Source organism: Actinopolymorpha pittospori (genome assembly GCF_014873875.1).
In the GTDB taxonomy this organism is placed as follows: domain Bacteria; phylum Actinomycetota; class Actinomycetes; order Propionibacteriales; family Actinopolymorphaceae; genus Actinopolymorpha; species Actinopolymorpha pittospori.
On sequence record NZ_JADBEM010000001.1, the window covers coordinates 9,573,239 to 9,594,500 of the forward strand.

Annotated in this window: 21 protein-coding genes; 5 read left to right on the forward strand and 16 right to left on the reverse strand. The window is 69.2% G+C overall.

What is annotated here, in order from left to right; genetic code table 11:
- Window positions 1-13 precede the first annotated feature (13 nt).
- Both HEB94_RS44265 and HEB94_RS44270 read right to left on the reverse strand, forming a co-directional pair.
- Window positions 14-2,113 (reverse strand): prolyl oligopeptidase family serine peptidase, encoded by a 2,100-nt coding sequence (locus HEB94_RS44265; protein WP_192755381.1) that lies wholly within the window; start codon window positions 2,111-2,113, stop codon window positions 14-16.
- Between the two features lie 60 nt (window positions 2,114-2,173).
- Complete coding sequence (locus HEB94_RS44270) at window positions 2,174-2,884, reverse strand: TetR/AcrR family transcriptional regulator (RefSeq protein ID WP_192755382.1); 711 nt, start codon at window positions 2,882-2,884, stop codon at window positions 2,174-2,176.
- A gap of 197 nt (window positions 2,885-3,081) precedes the next feature.
- Here HEB94_RS44270 and HEB94_RS44275 point away from each other — a divergent pair, with 197 nt between their 5' ends.
- On the forward strand, window positions 3,082-3,474 hold the full coding sequence (locus HEB94_RS44275; RefSeq protein ID WP_192755383.1) for a YrdB family protein: 393 nt from the start codon (window positions 3,082-3,084) through the stop codon (window positions 3,472-3,474).
- Between the two features lie 22 nt (window positions 3,475-3,496).
- Here the strand turns inward: HEB94_RS44275 and HEB94_RS44280 are convergent, their stop codons facing one another.
- The 11 genes from HEB94_RS44280 to HEB94_RS44330 all read right to left on the reverse strand — a co-directional run bounded on the left by HEB94_RS44280 (window position 3,497) and on the right by HEB94_RS44330 (window position 14,666).
- Window positions 3,497-4,264 (reverse strand): VOC family protein, encoded by a 768-nt coding sequence (locus HEB94_RS44280; RefSeq protein WP_192755384.1) that lies wholly within the window; start codon window positions 4,262-4,264, stop codon window positions 3,497-3,499.
- Between the two features lie 289 nt (window positions 4,265-4,553).
- The gene (locus tag HEB94_RS44285; protein ID WP_192755385.1) at window positions 4,554-5,168 is read right to left on the reverse strand and encodes a MarC family protein; all 615 of its coding nucleotides are present in this window, start codon (window positions 5,166-5,168) and stop codon (window positions 4,554-4,556) included.
- Between the two features lie 112 nt (window positions 5,169-5,280).
- On the reverse strand, window positions 5,281-6,306 hold the full coding sequence (locus tag HEB94_RS44290) for an aspartate-semialdehyde dehydrogenase (RefSeq protein WP_192755386.1): 1,026 nt from the start codon (window positions 6,304-6,306) through the stop codon (window positions 5,281-5,283).
- A 94-nt stretch (window positions 6,307-6,400) separates the two neighbouring features.
- Window positions 6,401-6,964 (reverse strand): hypothetical protein, encoded by a 564-nt coding sequence (locus HEB94_RS44295; RefSeq protein WP_192755387.1) that lies wholly within the window; start codon window positions 6,962-6,964, stop codon window positions 6,401-6,403.
- An 11-nt stretch (window positions 6,965-6,975) separates the two neighbouring features.
- On the reverse strand, window positions 6,976-8,322 hold the full coding sequence (locus HEB94_RS44300; protein ID WP_337918396.1) for a DUF58 domain-containing protein: 1,347 nt from the start codon (window positions 8,320-8,322) through the stop codon (window positions 6,976-6,978).
- A 2-nt stretch (window positions 8,323-8,324) separates the two neighbouring features.
- The gene (locus tag HEB94_RS44305; RefSeq protein WP_192755388.1) at window positions 8,325-9,311 is read right to left on the reverse strand and encodes an AAA family ATPase; all 987 of its coding nucleotides are present in this window, start codon (window positions 9,309-9,311) and stop codon (window positions 8,325-8,327) included.
- Complete coding sequence (locus HEB94_RS44310; protein ID WP_192755389.1) at window positions 9,308-9,841, reverse strand: hypothetical protein; 534 nt, start codon at window positions 9,839-9,841, stop codon at window positions 9,308-9,310. Before HEB94_RS44310 ends, HEB94_RS44305 begins: the two co-directional genes overlap by 4 nt.
- Entirely contained in the window at window positions 9,838-10,641 is an 804-nt protein-coding gene (locus HEB94_RS44315; protein WP_192755390.1) for a DUF4129 domain-containing protein, read from the reverse strand. The genes HEB94_RS44310 and HEB94_RS44315 overlap by 4 nt, the downstream gene beginning before the upstream one ends.
- 85 nt (window positions 10,642-10,726) lie before the next feature.
- Window positions 10,727-11,485, reverse strand: coding sequence for a hypothetical protein (locus tag HEB94_RS44320; RefSeq protein ID WP_192755391.1), 759 nt, complete (start codon window positions 11,483-11,485; stop codon window positions 10,727-10,729).
- A gap of 191 nt (window positions 11,486-11,676) precedes the next feature.
- Window positions 11,677-14,016 carry a hypothetical protein gene (locus HEB94_RS44325; protein WP_192755392.1) on the reverse strand — a complete coding sequence of 780 codons (2,340 nt, stop codon included), beginning with the start codon at window positions 14,014-14,016 and terminating at the stop codon, window positions 11,677-11,679.
- Window positions 14,013-14,666 (reverse strand): hypothetical protein, encoded by a 654-nt coding sequence (locus HEB94_RS44330; protein ID WP_192755393.1) that lies wholly within the window; start codon window positions 14,664-14,666, stop codon window positions 14,013-14,015. Before HEB94_RS44330 ends, HEB94_RS44325 begins: the two co-directional genes overlap by 4 nt.
- On the opposite strand from HEB94_RS44330, the gene HEB94_RS44335 reads away from it, so the two are divergent.
- On the forward strand, window positions 14,665-14,985 hold the full coding sequence (locus HEB94_RS44335) for a hypothetical protein (protein WP_192755394.1): 321 nt from the start codon (window positions 14,665-14,667) through the stop codon (window positions 14,983-14,985). The genes HEB94_RS44330 and HEB94_RS44335 overlap by 2 nt on opposite strands.
- Window positions 14,986-15,176: 191 nt before the next feature.
- On the opposite strand, the gene HEB94_RS44340 is transcribed toward HEB94_RS44335, so the two are convergent.
- Both HEB94_RS44340 and HEB94_RS53990 read right to left on the reverse strand, forming a co-directional pair.
- Window positions 15,177-15,860 (reverse strand): Crp/Fnr family transcriptional regulator, encoded by a 684-nt coding sequence (locus HEB94_RS44340; protein ID WP_192755395.1) that lies wholly within the window; start codon window positions 15,858-15,860, stop codon window positions 15,177-15,179.
- Between the two features lie 116 nt (window positions 15,861-15,976).
- A complete protein-coding gene (locus HEB94_RS53990; protein ID WP_192755396.1) occupies window positions 15,977-16,909 on the reverse strand; it encodes a hypothetical protein in 933 nt (310 codons plus the stop codon).
- A gap of 117 nt (window positions 16,910-17,026) precedes the next feature.
- Between HEB94_RS53990 and HEB94_RS44350 the strand changes: the two genes are divergently transcribed.
- From HEB94_RS44350 to HEB94_RS44360, 3 genes are all read left to right on the forward strand, one after another.
- Window positions 17,027-17,971, forward strand: a complete 945-nt coding sequence (locus HEB94_RS44350; protein WP_192755397.1) for a PfkB family carbohydrate kinase — start codon at window positions 17,027-17,029, stop codon at window positions 17,969-17,971.
- Between the two features lie 224 nt (window positions 17,972-18,195).
- A complete protein-coding gene (locus HEB94_RS44355; protein WP_192755398.1) occupies window positions 18,196-19,980 on the forward strand; it encodes an ABC transporter substrate-binding protein in 1,785 nt (594 codons plus the stop codon).
- Window positions 19,981-20,293: 313 nt separating this feature from the next.
- A complete protein-coding gene (locus HEB94_RS44360; RefSeq protein ID WP_192755399.1) occupies window positions 20,294-20,494 on the forward strand; it encodes a hypothetical protein in 201 nt (66 codons plus the stop codon).
- 55 nt (window positions 20,495-20,549) lie between these two features.
- On the opposite strand, the gene HEB94_RS44365 is transcribed toward HEB94_RS44360, so the two are convergent.
- Window positions 20,550-21,155 (reverse strand): TetR/AcrR family transcriptional regulator, encoded by a 606-nt coding sequence (locus HEB94_RS44365; protein WP_192755400.1) that lies wholly within the window; start codon window positions 21,153-21,155, stop codon window positions 20,550-20,552.
- Window positions 21,156-21,262: the final 107 nt, after the last annotated feature.

Genomic DNA, 21,262 nt, shown 5'->3' on the forward strand with positions numbered 1-21,262 from the left:
TCGGAGGACGGGCTCAGGCGCTGTTCTCGGCGGGGGCGAGCCGCTCCCACAGGAACTCATAAACCAGCGCCTGCTTGAACGCCAACTGCTCGTTGTCGGCGGCGGCGCCGTGCCCGCCTTCAATGTTCTCGTAGGAGGACACGTCGTGGCCCTGCTCGCGCATGCGGGCCACCATCTTGCGGGCGTGTCCCGGGTGCACCCGGTCGTCCCGGGTCGAGGTCACGAACAGCACCGGCGGGTAGGGCCGGTCGGGCTGGACGTTCTGGTAGGGCGAGTACTCCTTGATGAAGGCCCAGTCGTCCTCGTCGTCGGGGTCGCCGTACTCGGCCATCCACGAGGCACCGGCCAGCATCCGGTGGTAGCGCTTCATATCCAGCAGCGGCACCTGGCTGACGATCGCGCCGAAGAGCTCGGGGTAGCGGGTGAGCATGACGCCCATCAGCAGGCCGCCGTTGCTTCCGCCCTGGATGCCGAGCTGCCCCGGCGTGGTGATGCCGCGACGCACGAGGTCACGGGCGACGGCCGCGAAGTCCTCGTAGGCGCGGAGCCGGTTTTCGCGTAGGGCGGCCCGGTGCCAGCTGGGGCCGTACTCGCCGCCGCCCCGGATGTTGGCCACGACGAGAGTGCCGCCGCGTGCGAGCCAACCGCGGCCGTTCACCGCGCTGTAGGCGGGGACGAGCGGGATCTCGAAGCCGCCGTAGCCGGTGAGGAGGGTCGGGCCGGCCGCGGCGTTGCGGTCGGAGCCGTCCGCGTCCTGGACCGGGCCGACCACGAAGTAGGCGACCTGGGTGCCGTCGTCGGAGGTCGCGAACAGCTGCCGGACGGACAGTCCGTCCACGTCGAAGAACGCCGGCGCGTGCTTGATGGGCTCCATCTCCGCACCCACCTGGCCGTAGCGCAGGGTGGACGGCTCGGTGAACCCGCTGGAGTTGAGGAAGATCTCGTCGCTCACGTCGGGATCGGTGCCGACGATGTCGGAGTTGCCGAACTCCGGTACGCCGGCCAACGGGCCCCGCGTCCACTCACCGCCCGCACTGCCCGGCGGTGTCAGCACCTCGAGCCGGCTCTTGACGTCGGCGAGGGAGTTGATGACGAGGTGGTTGCGGGTCCACGCGATGCCGCTCAGCGACGTGTGCTCGTCCGGCTCGAACAGGACCGTCAGGTCGCGGTTGCCGGCGAGGAAGTCGTCGAGCCCGGCGACCAGCAGGGCACCGGCGGGGTACTCGGTCGTACCCACCGTCCACGGCGTCCGGGTGCGGATGAGCAGCCACTCCCGGTGCGCGCCCGCGTCCGCGTCGTTCGGCACGTCGATCCGCACGAGGTCGGAGCCGACGCGGAGGTACTTCTCGAAGTTGTAGAAGTCGATCGCGCGGTGGACGAAGTCGCGTTCGAAGCCCTCGGTCGGGTCGTGTGAGGCGCTGACGGAGACGTCCTCGGGCTTGCCCTCGAAGACCGTCACGGCCTCCGACAGCGGGGTGCCGCGGGTCCACTCCTTCACGATCCGGGGGTAACCGGAGGAGGTCAGCGAGCCGGGCCCGAAGTCGGTGCCGACGTAGACGCGGTCCTCGGTGATCCATCCCACGCGGCTCTTCGCCTCCGGGAGGGTGAACCCGTCGTCGACGAAGGTCCGCTCCGCCAGGTCGAACTCGCGCAGCACCGACGCGTCCGCCCCGCCGCGGGAGAGGCTGACGAGGGCCCTGCGGAAGCCGGGACGCAGCACCTGGGCGCCCTGCCAGACCCAGTTCTCGTCGTCGGACTTCGCGAGGGCGTCGACGTCGATCAGGACGTCCCACTCCGGTTCGGCGGCGCGGTAGGACTCGAGGGTCGTACGCCGCCACAGGCCGCGCGGGTGCTCGGCGTCCTGCCAGAAGTTGTAGAGGTAGTCACCACGACGCCGGACATAAGGGATGCGCTCGTCGGAGTCGAGGACCTCCCGGATCTCGCCACGCAGCCGGTCGAAGCGGTCGCCACCGGTCAGAACCGGGAGGGCCTCGTCGTTGCGTTCGCGAACCCACTGGAGGGCGGCCTCGCCGGTGACGTCCTCCAGCCAGAGGTAGGGATCTTCTGGTCCGTCCGAGTCGTCGCGGGCGGCGGGGGCAGCGGCGTCAGTCATGCCTGCCATTGTGACGCAGACCCGCAAAGGTGCCACCTGGTTGCGAGGGCGGACACGCGCCTAGGAGAGGTCGCGGAAGCCCACCGTGTGCGCCATCAGGTCCACCGAGGCGGTGAAGAAGGCCGTGTCGTCGGTGAACGCGCCCTTCAGGTGACCGAAGAGTTCGAGGCTGGTCGCGCCGAACACCTGGGTCCAGGCGGTGAGCGTACGGACGAGCACCGTGTCCGGAAGACCGTCGAACCCGGTGAGAGCGGCGAGCCGGGACGCCTGCTCGGCGAGGTCGCCCGACAGCTCGGGGACGCCGGTCGGCTCGTCGAGGCGGCCGGCGTTCCAGGCGTCGCGCGCGAGCCCGAGCAGCAGGTAGGGGACGCGGACGGCCGCCGCGATGGTCTCCTCGGGCGCGGCGTATCCCGGCACCGGCGAGCCGTAGACCAGCGCGTACTCGTGCGGGCTCTCCCGCGCCCACGCCCGCACGGCCCGGCACGCGGCGCGCCAGCGTCCCAGGAAGTCGTCGGGCGCCTCCGCCGCCACCGCGCTCTCCGCCCGGTCGCCGAGGGCGGTGAACGCGTCGACGATCAGCGCGGTGAGCAGCGCGTCCCGGCTCGGGAAGTAGCGGTACAGCGCGGAGGAGGCGACGCCCAGCTCACGCGCGACGGCGCGCAGGGACAGCGCGGCGACACCCGTCTCGGCGAGCTGCCGGCGCGCGATGTCCTTGATCTCCTGGGTGAACTCCGCCCGGGCGCGTTCCCGGAAGGTCCTGGTCGCGGTCATGCCGCCAGTCTGCCACGTTCGTGAGCACCGCTCTCACCAGAGGTCACCGCTCTCCATCGAGAGCGATGCACTTGACAGGACCACCGTCTCCAGGGTGAACAGTGCTCTTTGTCGAGAGCAGTGCTCACAAACAACTCGACCGGAAACAGTGAACGAAGGCCGCCGCCGTGAGCGAGGCCGAAGAACGGAGAGTCACCATGAACGCGCGGACCGGATTCACCCAGGCGAACCTGCTGCTCGTCTTCCTACTCGAACTCGGCGCCCTGGCGGCGCTTGGCTACGCGGCGTCGACGGCGAGCGAGGCCACCGCCGCACGGGTCGCCCTCGGCGTGGCCGTGCCGGTCGTCGCGGCCGTGTTGTGGGGCCTGTTCGCCGCGCCGCGGGCGCGGTTCCGGCTGCCGGCGGCGCGGCTGGCGGTGAAGGTCCTCGTCTTCGGCAGCGCCGGACTCGGCCTGGTCCTCAGCGGGCACGCGACGTCCGGGATCGCGTTCGTCGCAGTGGTCCTGCTGAACGCGCTCGCGCTCCGACTCGCTCCTCCGCGGGAGCAGAGCGTCCCGACCCCGGGCGTACCCGCCCGGGGCGTTGCCTAGGACCCGCTCGCGGTCGCGTGGCTCAGGCCGCCGTCCGCACCGGGCCGACGACCTGGAAGCGCAACCCGAGCGGGTCCCGAACCTGGGCGATCCGGCCGTGCGGGGTGTCCTGGGGCATGCTCAGGATCTCCCCGGAGAGCCTGGACACCTCCTCCAGCGCGTCGTCGGTGTCGGTGACCGCGAAGTACGTGATCCACTGGGGCGACATGTCGGTCGTCTGCCATCGGCCGCACACCTCGTGGCCGCCGGCCTTCCAGACCGAGTAGTCGAAGGTCTCGTCCCCGATCGGCACCTGCTCGTCGTAGTCGAAGACAGCCTGGTAGAACGCGTCCGCACGAACGCTGTCCGGCGTCGCCAACTCGTTCCAGGCCACGGAGCCGGGATCGCCCCACTTGCCGGCGCCCCGGTGTTCGCGGCCCTGCCACATGCCGAAGGTCGCGCCCATCGGATCCATCAGGACGGCCATCCGACCGCTGTCCGGCACGTCCATCGGATTCATGATCATCTTGCCGTCGTGGTGTGCCGCCGTACGCGCCGCGGTGTCCACGTCGCTCGTGGCGAGATAGACGTTCCACAGTGGTGGAGCACCGTCAGGCTGTGGTTGCGGCGGCATCAGCGCGGCGACCGGTGTGTCGTCGGCCAGGCACACGGTGTAGTGCCCGGAGTCGGCCCCCTGGTCGGCGAACGCCCAGCCGAACACACCGCCGTAGAAGCGCCGGGCTTGCTCCAGGTCGGGCACCGTCGCGTCCACCCAACAGGGTGCACCGTCGGCGAAGTCGGTACGTCTCATCACGATCTCCCCCTCGTGCGTCCGGCGCGGCCCGTCGCGGGCGCCTCGAACGGCGGGGTGCCCGTCCGGCCCGGGTCGCGAGGCGTGTGCAAGTAGCGATTGACAGGCAGCCACCTGCCCCGCTCACCTCAAGATTCGCACCCCAGGACGCCGGTGCGACAGCGGAACGTTCGCTCCACCCGACAAGGGGGACGCCATTGGTCCCGGGCCGAGGATCGCCGAAGGCCCAGCTGGGGATGGAGGGTGAGGGAGATGGGGAGAATCGGGCCGTCTGGGCAGCGTTGCCCGATCAGGCCTGGCGAGCGTAGGCGGTGACGAGGGCTGCCACACCGTCCGCGATGAGCTGGACCGCGATCGCGGCGAGCAACAGGCCGGCGATCCGGGTGAGCACCTCGATGCCGCTGGGCCGGAGCACCTTGACGATCAGGCCGGAGAAGCGCAGCACGAGCCAGACCGCGATCATCACCGCCGCGATGGCCGTGGCGATCGCCACGTAGTCGGTGAACCCGTCCGCCCGCTGCACGAAGAGCATCGTCGCGACGATCGCACCCGGCCCGGCCAGCAGCGGCGTGCCCAGCGGTACCAGCGCGATGTTGGTGGTGCTCTGCTGGGTCGGATTGTCCGCCTTGCCGGTCAGCAGTTCCAGCGCGACCAGGACCAGCAGCAACCCACCGGCGGCCTGTAGCGCCGGTAGTTCGACGTGCAGGTAGGCCAGCAGCGTCTGTCCGGCCACCCCGAACACCACGATCACGCCGAGCGCGAGCGCTACCGCCTGCCACGCGGCGCGGTTGCGCTCAGCGGCGGGCCGGCCCCCGGTCAGGGCCAGGAAGATCGGCACCATGCCCGGCGGGTCCGTGATGACCAGGAGCGTCAGGAAGACCTCGCCAAACAGCTTCAGATCCACCCGAGCACGGTAGCCTCAGCCCTTCTCCGCGCCAGATTCGCGTGCCCCGGTGAAGCCACCGGGCACGCGCGCCGCATCCGGTCGGCTCTGCAGCGTCAAGGTCGCCTGGCGCTCAGCCGATCCGGGCGGCCAGCAGCTCGGCGATCTGGACGGCGTTCAGGGCGGCACCCTTGCGCAGGTTGTCGTTGGACACGAACAGCGCGAGGCCGTGCTCGGCGGTCGGATCCCGGCGGATCCGTCCGACGTAGGACGGGTCCTTGCCCGCGGCGTTCAACGGCGTGGGGATGTCGACCACCTCGACGCCCGGCGCTCCGGCGAGCAGGCTGAGCGCCTGGGCCGGGGACAACTCGCGCTCGAAGGCGGCGTTGATCGACAGCGAGTGCCCGGTGAAGACCGGAACCCGCACGCAGGTGCCCGACACCGGCAGCTCGGGAATCTCCAGGATCTTGCGGCTTTCGTTGCGGAGCTTCTGCTCCTCGCCGGTCTCGTCACTGCCGTCGTCGACGATCGTTCCGGCCAGCGGAAGCACGTTGAACGCGACGGGTTCGGCGAACACCGTCGGAGTGGGGAACTCCACCGCCGCGCCGTCGAAGGCGAGGCCCGCTGCTCCCCCGACGGCCTTGCGGAACTGCTCGTCGAGCTCCGTGACGCCCACGCCACCGGCGCCGGAGACGGCCTGGTAGGTGCTCACGACCAGCCGCACCAAACCGGCAGCCCGGTGCAAGGGCGCCAGAACCGGCATCGCGGCCATCGTGGTGCAGTTGGGGTTGGCGACGATGCCCTTCGGGATCGTGTCCAGGGCGTGCGGGTTGACCTCGGAGACGACGAGCGGCACCTCGGGGTCCATCCGCCAGGCGGAGGAGTTGTCCACCACGACCGCGCCCTCGGCTGCGACCCGGGGCGAGAGCTGCTTGGACGTGCCGGCCCCTGCCGAGAAGAGGACGACGTCCAGGCCGGCGTAGGAGGCGGTTTCGGCGTCCTCGACGACCACCTCCTCCTTCCCGAAGGGAAGCGTCCCCCCCGCCGAGCGGGACGAGGCGAAGAACCTGATCTTCTCGACCGGGAAGTTCGCCTGTGCCAACAGCTGCCTCATGACACCACCGACCTGGCCGGTGGCTCCAACCACTCCAACGCGCATAGCGGAAAGGCTACGAGGTAACCACCACTGCGCGCACGCCGGTTTCGGACTGTGGGCGCGCCGGCCGCAAGCAAGTCCGCCTTGACACCGTCGGTCAGCGCCGACGGCGTGGGATCCGGTCGTAGACCAGGACGCCCACCAGCCCGAGCGCCAGCAGCACCCCAACGACGGGCACCACGACGGTCGGCGCCTCCGCCAGGCGTCCGGCGATCCCCACCGCGACCGCCCCCGTGACCGCCACCGCCGCCAGCATCGCGAGCGCCCGGACCAGGAACCGGCGGAGCACGGATCCCGTGACCACCGCGTCCAACGGGAGCGCGGCGGCGAGGGCGGAGCCGGCGTGATGGAGGTAGGCGACCCAGGCGAGCGCGACCAGGGGCAGCCAGCTGACCGGCACCTCGAACGCCGTGGTCCGCAGCAGCCAGCCGAACATCACCAGCAGCTCCAGGGCCATCACCAGCCACGTGCCCGGGACCACGGCCGGTACCAGCGCCAGGAGCGCGGACACGACGTATGGGAGCGGCCCACTCAGGCCCGGCGGCAGCACCAGGGCAAGGGCTACGAACCCGCTCACCGCGACCAGGGCCCGCGCCAGGATCGCGGCCCGGCCGAGCCGGCGGACGGACTCCACCGCCTCGACCAGTGCCTCAGCGGTCATCCCGGTGTAGTTCATCGCGGTGCCGCAGCCCGTCGGGAGACCTCGCGGAGCACCTGGTCGAGGGTTCCGGCGCCCACCCACGGGACCGCGGGTACGCCGTGCTCGAGCAGTTGGGCGAGGGTGTTCCTGCGTTCCATTCGCCACAGGCCGAACGCCGCCTCCGTCCAGGGACCGCCGCGGTCCGGACGCGCGTTGGCCGGGAGGGTGTCGACGGCGAGCACGGAGCGACCGCTGCGCGCGAGCCGGGCCAGCAGGGCGACGCTGCGTTGGTCGAGCAGCGGGGTGAGGACGATCAGCAGGGCCTGCTGCGGGATGACCTGGCGGGCGAAGATCCCGGCGGTCGGATCGTGCGGGCCCTCGCCGTGCCGGATGTTCAGCAGCCACTCCAGCGCGGCGACGAAGTGCCGTCGGCCGCTGCCGACCCGCAAGGCGCGGTTGCGCCCGCCGTACTCCATCAACCGCACCCGGTCACCGCGCCCGAGGTAGTGCTGCGCGATCCCGGCCGCGGCGCGGACGGTCGTGTCGAGCACGCTGGACTCCCCCTCGAACCCCTCGGAGCGGCCCGCCTCGTGCAGGACGTCGAGGATGAGCACGAGTTCGGCGTCACGGTCGGACAACGTCTGGGCGACGTGCAGTTCCCTGGTGCGCAGGGACGTCCGCCAGTCGATCCGGCGCAACCGGTCACCGGGCGCGAACTGCCGAATGCCGGCCAACTCCCCGCCCTGGCCGTACCGCCGCGACCGGTGGACGCCGACCAGGCCCGCCGCGTTGGGCATCGCCTCGTCGGCCTTGAACGGTTCGGTACTGGGAAAGACCTTCACCGCCGCGGCCCGCGACGTCACCGAACCGCTCGTCAGCAACGCGCCGCAGGCCACCGCGCGCACCCGCACGGGTGGGACGGTGTGCCGACCCCAGCGCAGGACCCGGCCGCTCAGCGTGAACCGGGTTCGCTTCCCCGCGCCCACCGGTGCGGCCAGCGGGCGGGTGCCGTTCTGGTCGCGTATCCAGGTCAGCTCCTCCCGGCTGACCAGGGCGAAGTCGTAGGCGGCGTCGCCGTCGGCATGGACGTCGATCTCGACGTGCAGGTCGGCGCCCTCCCGCAGGTCGGAGTCCGCGGCACCGACCTCGACGGTGGGCAGCGCGCGCGGACGCCGGAGCAGGGCCACCGACGTGCCGACCGCGAACGGTGTCGCCAGCACCACCAGGTCGACCCGACCCGTCACGACCGCGACGACCAGGAGTGCCAGGGTGAGCACGAGCGCACGCCGCAGGGCCGGGGTGGTCGACCAGCCGGCGCTGTCGGAGGCCATCACGGCGCCGCGGGCCAGGCCCTTCAGTGCGGCCAAGGATTCCGTCACGTTCAGCCCGCGTAGGTCGGGAGCGACGCACTGGCCGGCGTGGGCACGTTCGCCAACGCCTCCGTCACCACCTGGGCCGGGTCGATCCGCTGCAGCCACATCTCCGGCCGCAGCGTGATCCGGTGTGCGAGGGCGGGTACGACGATGTCCTTGACGTCCTCGGGTACGACGAAGTCGCGCCCGGCGAGGACCGCCTTGGCCCGGGCCAGCAGCAACAGCGCCAGCGACCCACGCGGGGACGCGCCGACCAGGACCCGCTGGTCCGACCGCGTCGCGCGCACGATCTCGACGAGGTAGCGGCCGATGGAGTCCTCGACCGCGACGTTCTCCAGCGACTCCTGCATGGCGACCAGCGTTGGTGGGTCGACCACGGCGGCCACCTCGGACTCCTCGCGCCGGCGCACCATCCGGCGGCGCAGCACGTCGAACTCCTCCTCCGACTCCGGATAGCCGAACGACACCCGGAGCAGGAACCGGTCGAGCTGGGCCTCCGGCAGCGGGTAGGTGCCTTCGTACTCGATCGGGTTCGCGGTCGCCAGCACGTGGAAGGGCGTGGGCAGCTGGTGGGTGGCGCCCTCGACGGAGACCTGCTTCTCCTGCATCGCCTCGAGGAGCGCCGCCTGCGTCTTCGGCGGCGTCCGGTTGATCTCGTCGGCGAGCAGCACGTGGGTGAAGACCGGTCCGTGCCGGAAGGTGAAGTCGTGCGTGCGCTGGTCGTAGAGCAGCGAGCCCGTCACGTCCGCGGGCAGCAGGTCCGGGGTGAACTGGATCCGCCGGAACTCCACGCCGAGGGCCTGCGCGAACGTGCGCGCGGTCAGCGTCTTGCCCAGGCCGGGCAGGTCCTCCAGCAGCACGTGGCCGCCGGCCAGGATGCCGGCCAGGACGAGTTCCAGCGCCGGCCGCTTGCCCACGACGACGCCGGCCACCGCGTCAAGTACCTGTTGACACCGTTCGCTCACGGCCTGGATCGACAGCTCAGGAACGCTCACAGGTCCTCCACCTTCTCGACAACTGCGGCAAGCTCGGCCGGCGAGGGAAGCCGACGCGGGCGGTCAGTACTCAGAAACTCCCACATCCCGGGGCCGACCAGCTCCCGGGCGCGGTCGGCATGCTCGGTGCGGGTGATGCCGTAAGCCACCCGCAGGCGCTCGTCGACCACCGCCGCGATAGAGGGATGCACCACCCGTGCGTAGTAGTCGCGGTCGCCGCGGATGAGGTCGAGACGCTCCTCCCAGCGGCGCACGTCGGCGAACGGCCGGTCCGGTACGCCGTACACCGTCATCTCGGTGTCCTCACGCACCAGCGACTGGCTCGGCGGCGCGGGCGTCAGTGCCACCGTGAGCCGCCGGCCGAGGACGACCGCCAGCACCACGACGAAGCACAGCGCGTAGGGCACCCGGGCATGAAGGACCAGCACCAGCAGGGCGTAGGCCCCTCCCGCCGCCACGGCGGAGATCAGCAGGACCCGCAACGCGACGACGGCGTTCGCGCGGGTGAACCTGGTCCGGATGTCGGTCATCGGCGCGCGTCCTCACCCGTGGTGAGCGGTGACTCGGTGGTCGACGGGCCCCGGTCTTCGAGCGGCGACTCCGCGGCCGCCTCCGACTCCGCGGCTGCCGCCAGTTCGGCGCGCAACCGGCCGAGGGCGGCGCGCGCCTGGGTCCGCATCGACTCCTCCACCTGCGCAGGTGCGTACCTCGCCTGCCGGTACAGCTCCGCACACCTTCGCAGCACCGACGGGCTGACCTGGTGCGTCGCGAGCATCCGGGCCACGAGGTCGCCAGGGGTGTCGGACACCTCCCGGGGCGTGCCGGCCGCGGCGGCCGCCGCCTCGAGCCGGAGCCAGCACGCGATGACAGCGCGGCGCGGGTCGACCGCGTCGTCGTCCAACTCCTCGATGCCCGCCTCCACCGCGGCCCGGATCGGGGCGGCCACCTCCTCCGGCTCGGGGAGTTCGGACGTCTCGACGGCCAGCACCTGGCGGGGCCGGCGGTGCCGGAGCCAGAGCCGGACGAGGTACACGACCAGGCCGACCAGGCCGGCGAGCAGGATGACGGCGCCGACGACGGGGATGACGGCCAGCCATCCCGGTACGTCGAGGGACTGCGGCGGAGTCGCGATGGTCGGCGTCGGCATCGGACCGGGCGGCATCGTCGGAGGCGGCGGCGGAGGCCCAGCCGGGCGAGCGCTGCCACCGGGCAGCGGAACTCCGGTGACGTCCGGACCGGACATGCCTGCGACGACGAGAATCAGTCCGAGCAGCGCGACCACGGCGATGACCGGCCCGAAACGGCGTACGACCTGACCGACGTCTCTCACCTTCCCGCCTCGCGCCGACGGATCGTGAGGATCGTGCGGCCATCTGGGAGCTACCGGACAGACCCGAGGGTCTGCCCTGCAGACCCTAGCCGGGTAGGCCAGGGTCCGGCGAAGCGCCAGGGTGGCCAGGGTCCGCCATCGGCCGCGATTCTTGCTGACCCTCGGAGTCGAGGCGGCGCATCCGCTCCACCAGATCCTCGCGGTTCAGCCCCACCACGAAGCCGAGGACCTTGCGATCGACCAGGTCACGCTCGGCCGGATCGGCGCCGGACCTCAGATCATCGACGATCTTCCCGATCGTGTCCGCATCTTCTACCCAGACCTCGGGGCCTTGGCTGCCCGACTTGTCCGAGTTCTCGCGTACAGCCGCGGCTTGCGCCGCGGACGCCAGCCTCTCCGCAACAGAGATAAATGTGCCTGCGACGTGCGGCAGTTGGTTCACATCCTGCTGCTGCGAGAACCACCAAGCCGTCGCTTGTGACGGATCTGCCAGCAGCTTCTGCCAGTAAGCGAGCCTCGGCTCTTCAGCCTCGCGCGCCCATTGCCATAGCTGCTCGTCTTGTAGAAGCCGACGATGGTTGTCGAGAGCCTGACCGAGCTCATCCCGCAGCTCGACGATCACGTCGTCGGCCCACACGCGAGCACCCGTAGTGTCAGCCACCCCATCCTCGTACAGCGCCTTCTCGAGTGCAGTCTGTAGCCGTTGCGGCTCAAGGGGTGACATGGATGCGCTGATCTGCTCAGCTCGGTGTCTGATCGCGTCACGGGCACGCACTCGTGCTTGTCGGCCGTCGGCCCGCTCCGGAATCTCGCCATCGATACGCAGTCGCACGACGAACTGCATCCGCTCGTCCATACTTCGCAAGTGGAAGTACGTCAACGGCGCAGGCTCGTCGGCCGGCGAGTAGAACAACTTCCGCAGCGCACGCAAAAGCCGCTGGAGCGCCGTCGGACGAGCGGCAAGACCAGGCGAGCCCGCCGTGGAAGACGATGGGGTACCCAGGTCAGGGTGGGATTGTTCAGTGCGTAGAGCTGTCATCTCAGGTCCTTCGCGCCGGGCGCCCAGGCAGCAGGATCGATCTCATCCAGCCGGGTGCGCAGTTGGCCGAACAGGTCGTCGACGGTGTCCGACTGTGTTGGCGCGGCACTGCGCCGTCGGGTGGCATAGAGGAGTTGAGCGATACGCCGAAGGTCACTCTCGGCGGCCTGCACCAGGCGCTCGACGAGCGCCGTACGACGTTGCGGAGACGAGGCCTCGACAGCCCCTAGCCAGGCGCGAACCAGTGTCGCCACGTCCTCGCTCGACATCCTGTCGAGGATGCAGCCCCAGAGATCCGTGACGAGGGCCGCGCTCACGTTGGCCACCCCGACGGTGTGTCCCACGGGCACCAAGTGCCGCACTTCACCTGCTCGTGTCAGAAGTCTGAGCAGCTCCGCGTCCTGGAGTATCGCCGTGAGCGCGCTGGTCCGCGCCTGAGGTGGCGGCTCGAACCAGTCGAGTAGGTAATCGATAACGCGCGACGGGCCGAGATGCGCGGCAAGCTGTACGACAGACGCAACGACCGCGTCGCGCACCTCGGGGGCCGGCGTTGCTGCCAGGTGCTTGAGGCGGGTGAACGCGCTCCTGGGGTAGACCACGCCAAAGCTCCCGCACACCTCTGCAACCACGACCTTCAGGCTGGTGGCGGCGTTGTCATAGGCCCAGTCATACATCTGAGCGCGCACCATCTGTCCGATCGCAGGATCGGTCGCACTCTTGGCCAGGAGACGAACAGCGACGGATCTCCGCGACCGTTGCCGGGAGCCTCCAGGCGCGCTACGCATCCGCGAAGAGCTCCCTCCTAAAGTCGAGGCGCCTCCCGGGCCGGCACCTGCCCAGCGTCGCGCGACATCGATCGCGATCCTCGCACCCTCCCGAGCGGATGCCTCTCGCTCTATGGAGCCCCTCTCGGCCACCTGGGTGGCCATCTCCCCCACTCGATCAGCAAGCCGCTCAAGGTCTTGTCCGGTCAGGTCCCAGACGAGTGGAACCTGATCTATCCAATCGACGAGATCCCTGCGGATCACCGGATGCTCGCTCCAGAGGTGCGAAAGTACCGACCGCCCGAAATCCAGACGGGTGAACCTTCTGGTCAGGGCGTCGAACGATGCAGGACGCAAGTCCCCCAGTGCGGTCACGGAACCGGGCCATTCGAGGCGCGGAGCAGGATCCGGCTCTACCCCGCTGACATGCCGTAGCAGCCGGCCCGCTTCGACAACTGCCGACGAAGGGGCACCTTCGAGGAGCGCGGCCGCGGCCAGGTCAGCACGCCAACGAGCTTCAGGATGTTCGGCGAGCTCGGACCTCAATTGCTCGGACCAGTCCTGTGACGCGTAACGCACCTGCTCAAGCAACTTGTCGATGCGCTCTTCGCCAGCATGGACCGCTTCCTTCACCAGGACCGCGAACTCGGCGGCCCGTGGCGGAAAGGAATCCCGAAGCGCCTCGGCTAGCCAGGCATCCGCGACTAGTTGGTCGACTGATACAACGTCCAGCGTCCCGCCAAGGTGCTTACGGAACACGTGCTCGCCAGAGGGAACCTGGAGCACGTGCACCTGACCGTGGAAAGCCTGAGCCACCCGATTGCCCAGCCGTTTGGAGATGGCGAGCACCAGGTAGCTCCTGCTCCTTGTCAACTCCCCCTGTAATCCACCTAGGCCATGTACAACTTTTTCGGGGTCGAGGTCACGCATCGTCGTGAGGTCGACGATGAGCGCTGTCGGGCCTCCTTGGTTCGATAACAGGCGCTCCCAGCGGAAGTCCTTGTCTGCGGCCAGTTCCTCCACCAAGAGGTCGGCCAGCTGTCCTTCCGAGCGAGTGATCAGCTTGTGCAGAAGGTAGGCAGCGGCAGAACTTTGCCCCATCCCTTCGGCGCACGCAAGGACCAGCATCCGACGCATTGACAGGATGTTCACCTGGTCGTCGAGACCGTCCGGCGGCACGACGAGAGCCGCCCGTCTGGCCAGTTCTTCTGGGTCCAGGAGGCTCGTACGCAAGGGAATCTCGGCACGCGCCTCGTTGTACTCATCCTCGGCCAGGGCATACCTGATGTAGTTGTTGATGACTCTCGCGCTGTACATATCGCGGCCGATGTGGTTGGCCGTCTGAGACTGATCGATGTCCCGTCCCGCGGTGGTGAGATCTACCTTCCCGCCATCCGCTCCAACTGGTCCCGCAGTCCTCACCAGGACTTCCGATCCCGCAAACTCGGGCTCGGGCTCGGACCTGACCATTGCCTGAAGGCCAGGTTCGGAGTCGTCAGGGCTCGGAGCTGCCCTCAACTCCGGCTTATCGGGTCGTGGCGTCCCGTCCGCACCCTCGATGGCATCGGTCACGAGGACTCCCTTCCGCTACCGGCGCCCGCTTCGCCGCCGGCGGTGACCCGTCGACCGCTTCGCGTGCCGAAGTTCATGTCACCCTGCGCGCCGTACTGGGACCCGTGAACTGTGGTCGTCGTCTGCGACTGATCGATGTCACGGCCGGCGACGGTGTTGCCGCTGCCGGACACAGAGCCGATCCCCGCGGCCGAGCCACCACGGTCAGCGTGGACATGGGATGGCGCCGGCGAGGGCTGATCTGCTCGGTGAGCGTCGCGGCCCCCATCTGAGGGCTCGCCTCCGGCAGAGGCCTGCTTCTGCCCCATGGCAACGACGCCCGAGAGTCCCAGTCGCAACAGGTCGCCCGAGGGTTTCGGCACGCGCAGATACGCCGTCGACTTGAAGTTCTTCTTCGGGATATCCATCGCCGCCGCCGCGAACTCGGACTCACGCAGCCTGGACCGCCCGGACCGGACGACATCCTCCATGACCCGCTCGGAGATCGCGGCGGCGAGGAAGGTCACCTCCGAGTCCGAGTGGTCGAGCAGCAGCCGCAACGGCTCGGCATCTCCAAGCCGATGGGTGTCGATCATCGGCTTGCCGACTGGAGAGTCGACACCGGGAAGTTCGCGCGACGGACCGACGTTCAGGCTCAGTCGGAATCGCATGGTGATCCCCCGGGACACGGAGGAGGGGTGCCTGCTCCTCAAGCACCTCCTGGAGCGCGTCGAAGTACCTGTCCACGACGCCGGGCAGATGCTTCGGGTTGAAGCCGATGATGTAACCGTCGCCGGTGCTGTCCGGGAACCAGCGTCCCTTCCAAAGGTCGGCGAGGCCACTACGTCCGCAGGCGGACTCCAGTACTTGGGGAATCCGCGATGCCATCTCTTCCTGTTGAACATCGTTGTGCCCGCTGAAGCCCTTGGTGTCGACCACCAGGATGGCCGCATCGGACGGAAGCTCTTCCGCCTCCGACCGCTTGAATGAACCGCTCATAGCCCGCTCCCCGGCTGAGAATGTTGGACGTCGCGCCTTCACTCACGCGACTGATCCAGGGTGCGGTTGCGCGCGGAGAAGTTCTGTCCACTTCTAGACGGATCGCGAAATCTCCCATGCCGACATCGCGAGGCTTGGAGCACCGCGTTCCCCCGGCGGCCGTACAGCCGGTCGCCGGGGACTCAGCCGGCCGGGTACTCCGCCCGCATCCGAGCCGGGTCCTCGACGAAGATCCGTGCGCGTCCGAGGCGTACCAGGCCGGTGCGCTTCCAATCGGCGAGAACCGGAGCGATCGAGCTCCGTGCCAACCCGAGCGCGCTCGCCAGTTCCTCCTGAGACATCGGAACCATGGTCGGATTCGGGTGGTCCGGGCCGGCCGCCGCCACAACGTTCAGCAGGAGTCCGGCGAGACGCGGAGCCGTACTTCGATGAGCGACCTGCCACGTATGCACCGCGCTCTCGCGGACCTTCGTCATGACGTAACGGTCGAGCGGTTCGGCGAGCCTGTGCCGGCGGATGAACTCGGTGAACTGCGTATCCGCGAGCGTGTACGCCACGCATCGCTCCATCGCCTGGATCGTCGTCGTCCTCGGCCCGTCGTCGTTGCGCGAGAACTCACCGAGCAGGTCACCGGGGCCGCGGACGGCGAGCAGAAGCTCGACGCCGGACGGCTCGGAGTAGATCACCTTGACCCGCCCCGCGACCAGGATCACCACCCAGCGCCCTGGGTCACCTTGGACGAGCAGGCGGCCGCCTGGCTCATGGATCTGACGAACTCCGCTCTGCACCAACGCGGCCCACACTGTCGACGACACGAGTTGGCGGAAGCCACGCGGCGCAGACAGAAGGTCACCCTCAGTCCCCATGGAATCAATCCATAGCATCATCGAGGGATCCAGATCCCGCGTCCGCGCCTACGGCCCGATAGCGGTCAGCTCATCGAACCGCCTCGTAAGCTGGCGGTCCGCCATCGGCCGCCGACTCAGGCGGCGACGCGGCCGCCTCGACCACCGGGCGTCGGACCGGGCGTCGGACCGGGCGTCGGGCCGGGCGGGGAGCCCGACCCGGATCCGGGACCGGAGCCAGCGTGAGGCCGGGACGATGGACCGGCCGTGCCGGACGGAGCGTCACCGACGGAGCCGGCCGAGCTGACAGACCCCAACGAGCCCGTCGAACCCGGCGAACTGACCGGACCCGCGGACCCTGGCGAGACGCCCTCGCCACCGGAACCCGTCCCCGCCGGGGCACCCGAGCCCGCGGACGTTCCCGGCGCGCCCGGCACGGGATAGCTGACACCCAGGCCCGCGGGTCCGATGGCGGGCCGTTCCGCAGGTGGCCCGAGCCGGTCCCGCAGGGTCGTGAAGATGCCGGCCACCTGCAACAACTGGTGGATCTTCTCCTCGTCCCCTGCGAACCACCAGGCCGTCGCGCGTCCCGGATCGGTGAGCAGCTGGTGCCAGTACTGGATGTCGTACTCCTGCAGCTCACGCTGCCAGCGCAGGATCTCGATCTGCTGCCGGGTCTGCTCGCGGTCGTTCACCGCACCCCGGAGTTCGGGGTCGACCATGACCTCGGTGCAGTGCGCCCAGGCGATGACTCCGGTACGACCGACCTCGACGGGGTTCTGCAGGAGCGCTTCGAGCTCGGCGCGCAGCCGGTCCGCCTCGGTCAGCGAACGCAGCGCGGCGAGTTTCTCGGCCCGCGCCGCCACCTCCGCCTGCGCCACCAGGAACGGGTCGGTGGCCACCGCGACGTCGGGGCCGGTGGAGTACTCCACCGCCAGCTCGACCCGGAACGGGAAGTGCCGGTCGGCGCTGTCCAGGGCCAACCGGGTGTTGGACGTCCAGGGATCCCAGAGTGGGTCGTCGTCGCGGCCGAGGACGGTCGTTCGCCACCATCGGCGCCAGGCGTTCACGCGACGTCGGAACCAGTTCGGTGCGTCGGCCATTCGTCAGTTTCCGGCTGGGTCCGGTCGGTGTCAACGCGTCGTGATGCGAGATGCTGGCAGTCCCGGACGGAGGAGACTGCACACGTGATCACGGTCATCGGCGAGGCCCTCGTCGACCTCGTGGGCGAGGGCGGAACGTTCCAGGCCAAGCCTGGTGGCAGCCCGTTCAACGTCGCGGTCGGGCTGGCCCGGCTCGACGTACCGAGCGCCCTGCTGGCCAGGCTCTCCGGTGACAGCTTCGGCGCGCAACTGCGGCGGCACCTGGACGACAACGACGTGTCCACGCAGTACGCCGTCAGTGCGAGCGAACCCACGACCCTCGCCTTCGCGCTGCTGGACGAGCACGGCACCGCGAGCTACGAGTTCTACGCCACGGGAACCGCCGACTGGCAGTGGACGGCGCGGGAGCTGCCCGATCCGCTGCCGGCGGAGGTGACGGCCGTCCACACCGGTTCCCTCGCCCTGGCCCTCGAGCCCGGCGCGTCCGTCTTGGAGGAGTTCCTCGCCCGCGAGCACAAGCGCGGTCAGGTCACCATCAGCCTCGACCCCAACATCCGGCCCCTGCTCAGCCCCGACCGTGCGGCGACCCGCGAGCGCGTCGAGACCCAGGTGACCAGGGCACATCTGGTGAAGGTGAGCGCCGAGGACCTGGGCTGGCTGTATCCAGGCGAAGCCGTGGACGACGTCGTACGCCGGTGGTGCACGCGCGGACCGGCCCTCGTCGTCGTCACGTTGGGCGCGGACGGTGCCTTCGCGGTCGGCCCCGAGCAGGCGCGTGTCGACGTGGGCGCACCGGTCGTACCAGTCGTCGACACCGTTGGCGCCGGCGACGCCTTCACCGCGGCACTGCTCGCGGGCCTGCACGAGCATGACCTGCTCACCGGCCTGCGGCGCCCGCGCCCGGAGGTGATTTCGGAGGGAGTCCTCCACGAGGTGCTCACGCGGTCCGCCACGGCCGCGGCGTTGACGTGCACCCGCCCCGGCGCCGATCCGCCCACGACCCGTGAGCTGGCCGAAGTCATCCTCTGACGACCAGATGGTGGCGAGGCGCTCACCCTCAGCCAGGTGACCCGGCTGTGGCTGCTCCGCCGCGTGATCGATGAACAAGCGTGCCCGAATCGTAACCATAGGTCCAGGCAGTCGCACTTATCGTCGACTTTCGACCTGATCGAAAAGTGCCCTGGGCGTACGGCTCGCGCCGCGCGCCCGAGGGTGCCCTCACGCGGTAACACCGTGGTGACATGGAGGGTTTCATGCATTGGAGAAGGCTGGTGGCAGCCGCCGGGGTGCTCGCCCTTGGCACCGCCGCCTGTGGCGGGGGTGCATCGCCCTCGGAACGAGCGGCGCAGGACAAGAAGGAGTCTCCGTCGGCGGCACCGCAGGGTGGCGGGTTCCAGGTCGTCGAGGACGCCAAGGCGGTCGGCCCGGCCAAGGACATCACGGGCGCCCAGAAGGGCGGCACGGTCACCGTCCTGACGGCTAACGCGCCGGAGACCTTCGACCCCACCCGCTCCTACTACATCGACACCGGTTCGGTGCTCCGCCTCACGGCCCGCACGTTGACGACGCTGGAGCTTCGCGACGACGGGAAGTACTACCTGATCCCCGACCTGGCGACGGACCTCGGCCAGCACAACGACGACTACACCCAGTGGACCTTCAAGCTGAAGGACGGGATCAAGTACGAGGACGGCTCGCCGGTCACGGCGCAGGACCTCGCCTACTCGGTGAAGCGGTCCTTCGCGACCGAGGAACTGCCGGGTGGACCCGTCTACCAGCAGAGCTACTTCGTCGACGGCGCCACCTACAAGGGCCCGTTCAAGGCGGCGGCCCAGGGCGGCGGCATGGACTACGCCGGCGTGGAGACGCCGGACGACAGGACGCTGGTCCTGAAGATGGCCAAGCCGTTCCCGGACCTGCCCTACTACACGACGTTCCCGGTGTTCACGCCGATCCCGCGGGCCAAGGACACGAAGAGCAACTACGGCAACCACCCGCTCGCGACCGGACCGTACAAGTTCGAGTCGTATGAGAAGGGCAAGCGGCTCGTCCTGACGAAGAACGAGCAGTGGGACCCGGCGACCGACGCGGGTCGCCACCAGTACGTCGACAAGTACGACTTCAAGTACAGCCAGAACCCGATCAAGCTGCAGGAGCAGCTGATCAACGACAACGGTCCGGACCAGACCGCGATCACCTACGACAGCGTCGACTCCTCCCTCCTGCCCAAGATCCAGGGCAAGGAGCCGGAGAAGCGGATGATGACCGGTGACGGCACCTGCACCACGTTCGTCTACCTGGACACGCGGAACATGCCGGTCGAGGTGCGCAAGGCGCTCGCGGTGGCGTGGCCGTACGACTCGCTGCACAAGGCGGCGGGCGAGAACCCGTTCACTTACGAGCCGGCGACGACAATCCTGCCGAAGGTGACGCCGGGGTGGCTCGACTTCGACGCCTTCGGCAACGGCTCGAAGGGCGACGGTGACCCCGCGAAGGCCAAGCAGATGCTCCAGGACGCCGGCAAGCTCGGCTTCGAGGTCGTCTGGGCCTACTCGAACGACAACGACATCGCCGCGCAGGTGTCGGCGGTGCGCGAGCAGAAGCTGAAGGCGGCGGGCTTCAAGGTCCGGGCCGTCCCGATGCCGCGCGACCAGCTGCGTGCCGAGCTCGAGAACCCCAAGTCCGAGATCAACATCCGCTCGGTGGGTTGGTGCCTCGACTGGCCGTCGGGTACCACGGTCTTCCCGGCCATCTTCGACGGCCGACTGATCGCCCTGAACCCGAACGCCGCGCCGAACAAGTCCTTCCTCAACGAAGAGGACGTCAACTCCGAGATCGACCGGATTTCGGCTCTGCCACTGGACCAGCAGTCCCCTGAGTGGGCCAAGCTGGACAAGATGGTTGTCGAGAAGTACGCCCCGGTGATTCCGGTCAGCTTCTCCAAGGTCAATTTCCTGTACGGATCCAAGGTCGGCGGTGTCGTTCTCGACCCGTTCGGCGGCGGTCCTGACTTCAGCAAGTTGTTCGTGAAGCAGTAGTCCGCGCCGCGCGGTCCGCGCACACGGAATCCGTAACCAGTTCCGTCACCAGGTGGCGGTGGTCCGGCCTCGAGCCGGGCCACCGCCACAGTGGTCCCACCGCAGGTCCCCGCGCGGAATCTCCCCTCGTCAGCCCCGTCAGCACCGAGTTTCACCGAGGCGAAAAGTGCCACCAGCTCCTCAATATCAACACCATGAGCAACCTCGAATTGACACAGCGTAGTCAAATGAAGGTTGCCTCCCGGCGGCAGTTCGCGTGCATCCGCGGCACTTTTCTAAAAGCTGCTGCATCTGCCACCGAATCGCTGGCATCGTGTCCTTTCGTAACACGGCGATCGGGGACACCATGGACTGGAAAATTGTCGTGGCGATCATTGTCACCGGGTCCGTCGGCCTCATGATCATTTCCATGATTGTCGGCACTGTGCGCAGCACAAGAGGCGGCCTCGACTGGGATCACGCCAGAGATCGAAGCTTCCGCCCCTGGGACGACGATCGGTCGGCCGACGACTGACGGACCGCCCAGGCATGACCGGGCGACCGGCGTCACGGCGCAACCGGCGACACGGTCAACCCTCGACCACGTCCGCACTCCGTCCTCGCAACAGTGGCAACAACACCTCGTCGACGATCTGCTCGAGTTCGACCGGTCGCAGCTGGCGCCCCTCCAACAGGTTGCCCTGGAAGACCAGCGCGGGAGCGGTCCGGACGACCAGCGGAGTCACGGCACCGGGACCGATCTCGCCTCGGTCGACCGCGCCCCGGAGCAGGCGTTCCAGCAGCGCGAGGCGCGGCTCGAGCACCTTCTCACGCAGCGCGCCGCGAAGCTCGGGATCGTGGAACAGTTCCCCGAGCAGCGCCGCACCCGGCAGGTCCCGCCGCGCCCCCATGGCCTCGTTCATCACCGACACCAGGACGAGGAGATCGGCGCGGAGCGTGCCCGGAAACTCGACGGCATAGGGGTCGGGAAGGGCGCTGCGCAGAGTGTCGAGGACGAGCTCCCGCTTGGAGGGCCAGCGCCGGTAGAGAGCAGCCTTGCCGGTCCCGGCTCGCTCGGCCACGCCGTCCATCGTCAGCGCGGTGTATCCCGTCTCCGCGATCTCGGCCAGGGTCGCGGCGTGGATGGCACGGCGCAACGTCTCCCCACGACGTCGGGTCTTCGTGTCCGCGGCCATACGCCCGATAGTAGACGCTTGCGTTCCCTGGGCGATCGACTACGCTCGAACTAAGGAACTGGCTCGTCTACTAAGACAGGCCGCCCGGCCTGTCCGAGGGAGACCCC

Bases quoted from the DNA above. Each gene is read 5' to 3' on its own strand.
- HEB94_RS44265 (WP_192755381.1), bottom strand. From the start codon at position 2,113: ATGACTGACGCCGCTGCCCCCGCCGCCCGCGACGACTCGGACGGACCA.
- HEB94_RS44270 (WP_192755382.1), bottom strand. From the start codon at position 2,884: ATGACCGCGACCAGGACCTTCCGGGAACGCGCCCGGGCGGAGTTCACC.
- HEB94_RS44275 (WP_192755383.1), top strand. From the start codon at position 3,082: ATGAACGCGCGGACCGGATTCACCCAGGCGAACCTGCTGCTCGTCTTC.
- HEB94_RS44280 (WP_192755384.1), bottom strand. From the start codon at position 4,264: ATGAGACGTACCGACTTCGCCGACGGTGCACCCTGTTGGGTGGACGCG.
- HEB94_RS44290 (WP_192755386.1), bottom strand. From the start codon at position 6,306: ATGCGCGTTGGAGTGGTTGGAGCCACCGGCCAGGTCGGTGGTGTCATG.
- HEB94_RS44295 (WP_192755387.1), bottom strand. From the start codon at position 6,964: ATGACCGCTGAGGCACTGGTCGAGGCGGTGGAGTCCGTCCGCCGGCTC.
- HEB94_RS44310 (WP_192755389.1), bottom strand. From the start codon at position 9,841: ATGACCGACATCCGGACCAGGTTCACCCGCGCGAACGCCGTCGTCGCG.
- HEB94_RS44320 (WP_192755391.1), bottom strand. From the start codon at position 11,485: ATGCAGTTCGTCGTGCGACTGCGTATCGATGGCGAGATTCCGGAGCGG.
- HEB94_RS44335 (WP_192755394.1), top strand. From the start codon at position 14,665: ATGGTGATCCCCCGGGACACGGAGGAGGGGTGCCTGCTCCTCAAGCAC.
- HEB94_RS44330 (WP_192755393.1), bottom strand. From the start codon at position 14,666: ATGCGATTCCGACTGAGCCTGAACGTCGGTCCGTCGCGCGAACTTCCC.
- HEB94_RS44340 (WP_192755395.1), bottom strand. From the start codon at position 15,860: ATGGGGACTGAGGGTGACCTTCTGTCTGCGCCGCGTGGCTTCCGCCAA.
- HEB94_RS44355 (WP_192755398.1), top strand. From the start codon at position 18,196: ATGCATTGGAGAAGGCTGGTGGCAGCCGCCGGGGTGCTCGCCCTTGGC.
- HEB94_RS44365 (WP_192755400.1), bottom strand. From the start codon at position 21,155: ATGGCCGCGGACACGAAGACCCGACGTCGTGGGGAGACGTTGCGCCGT.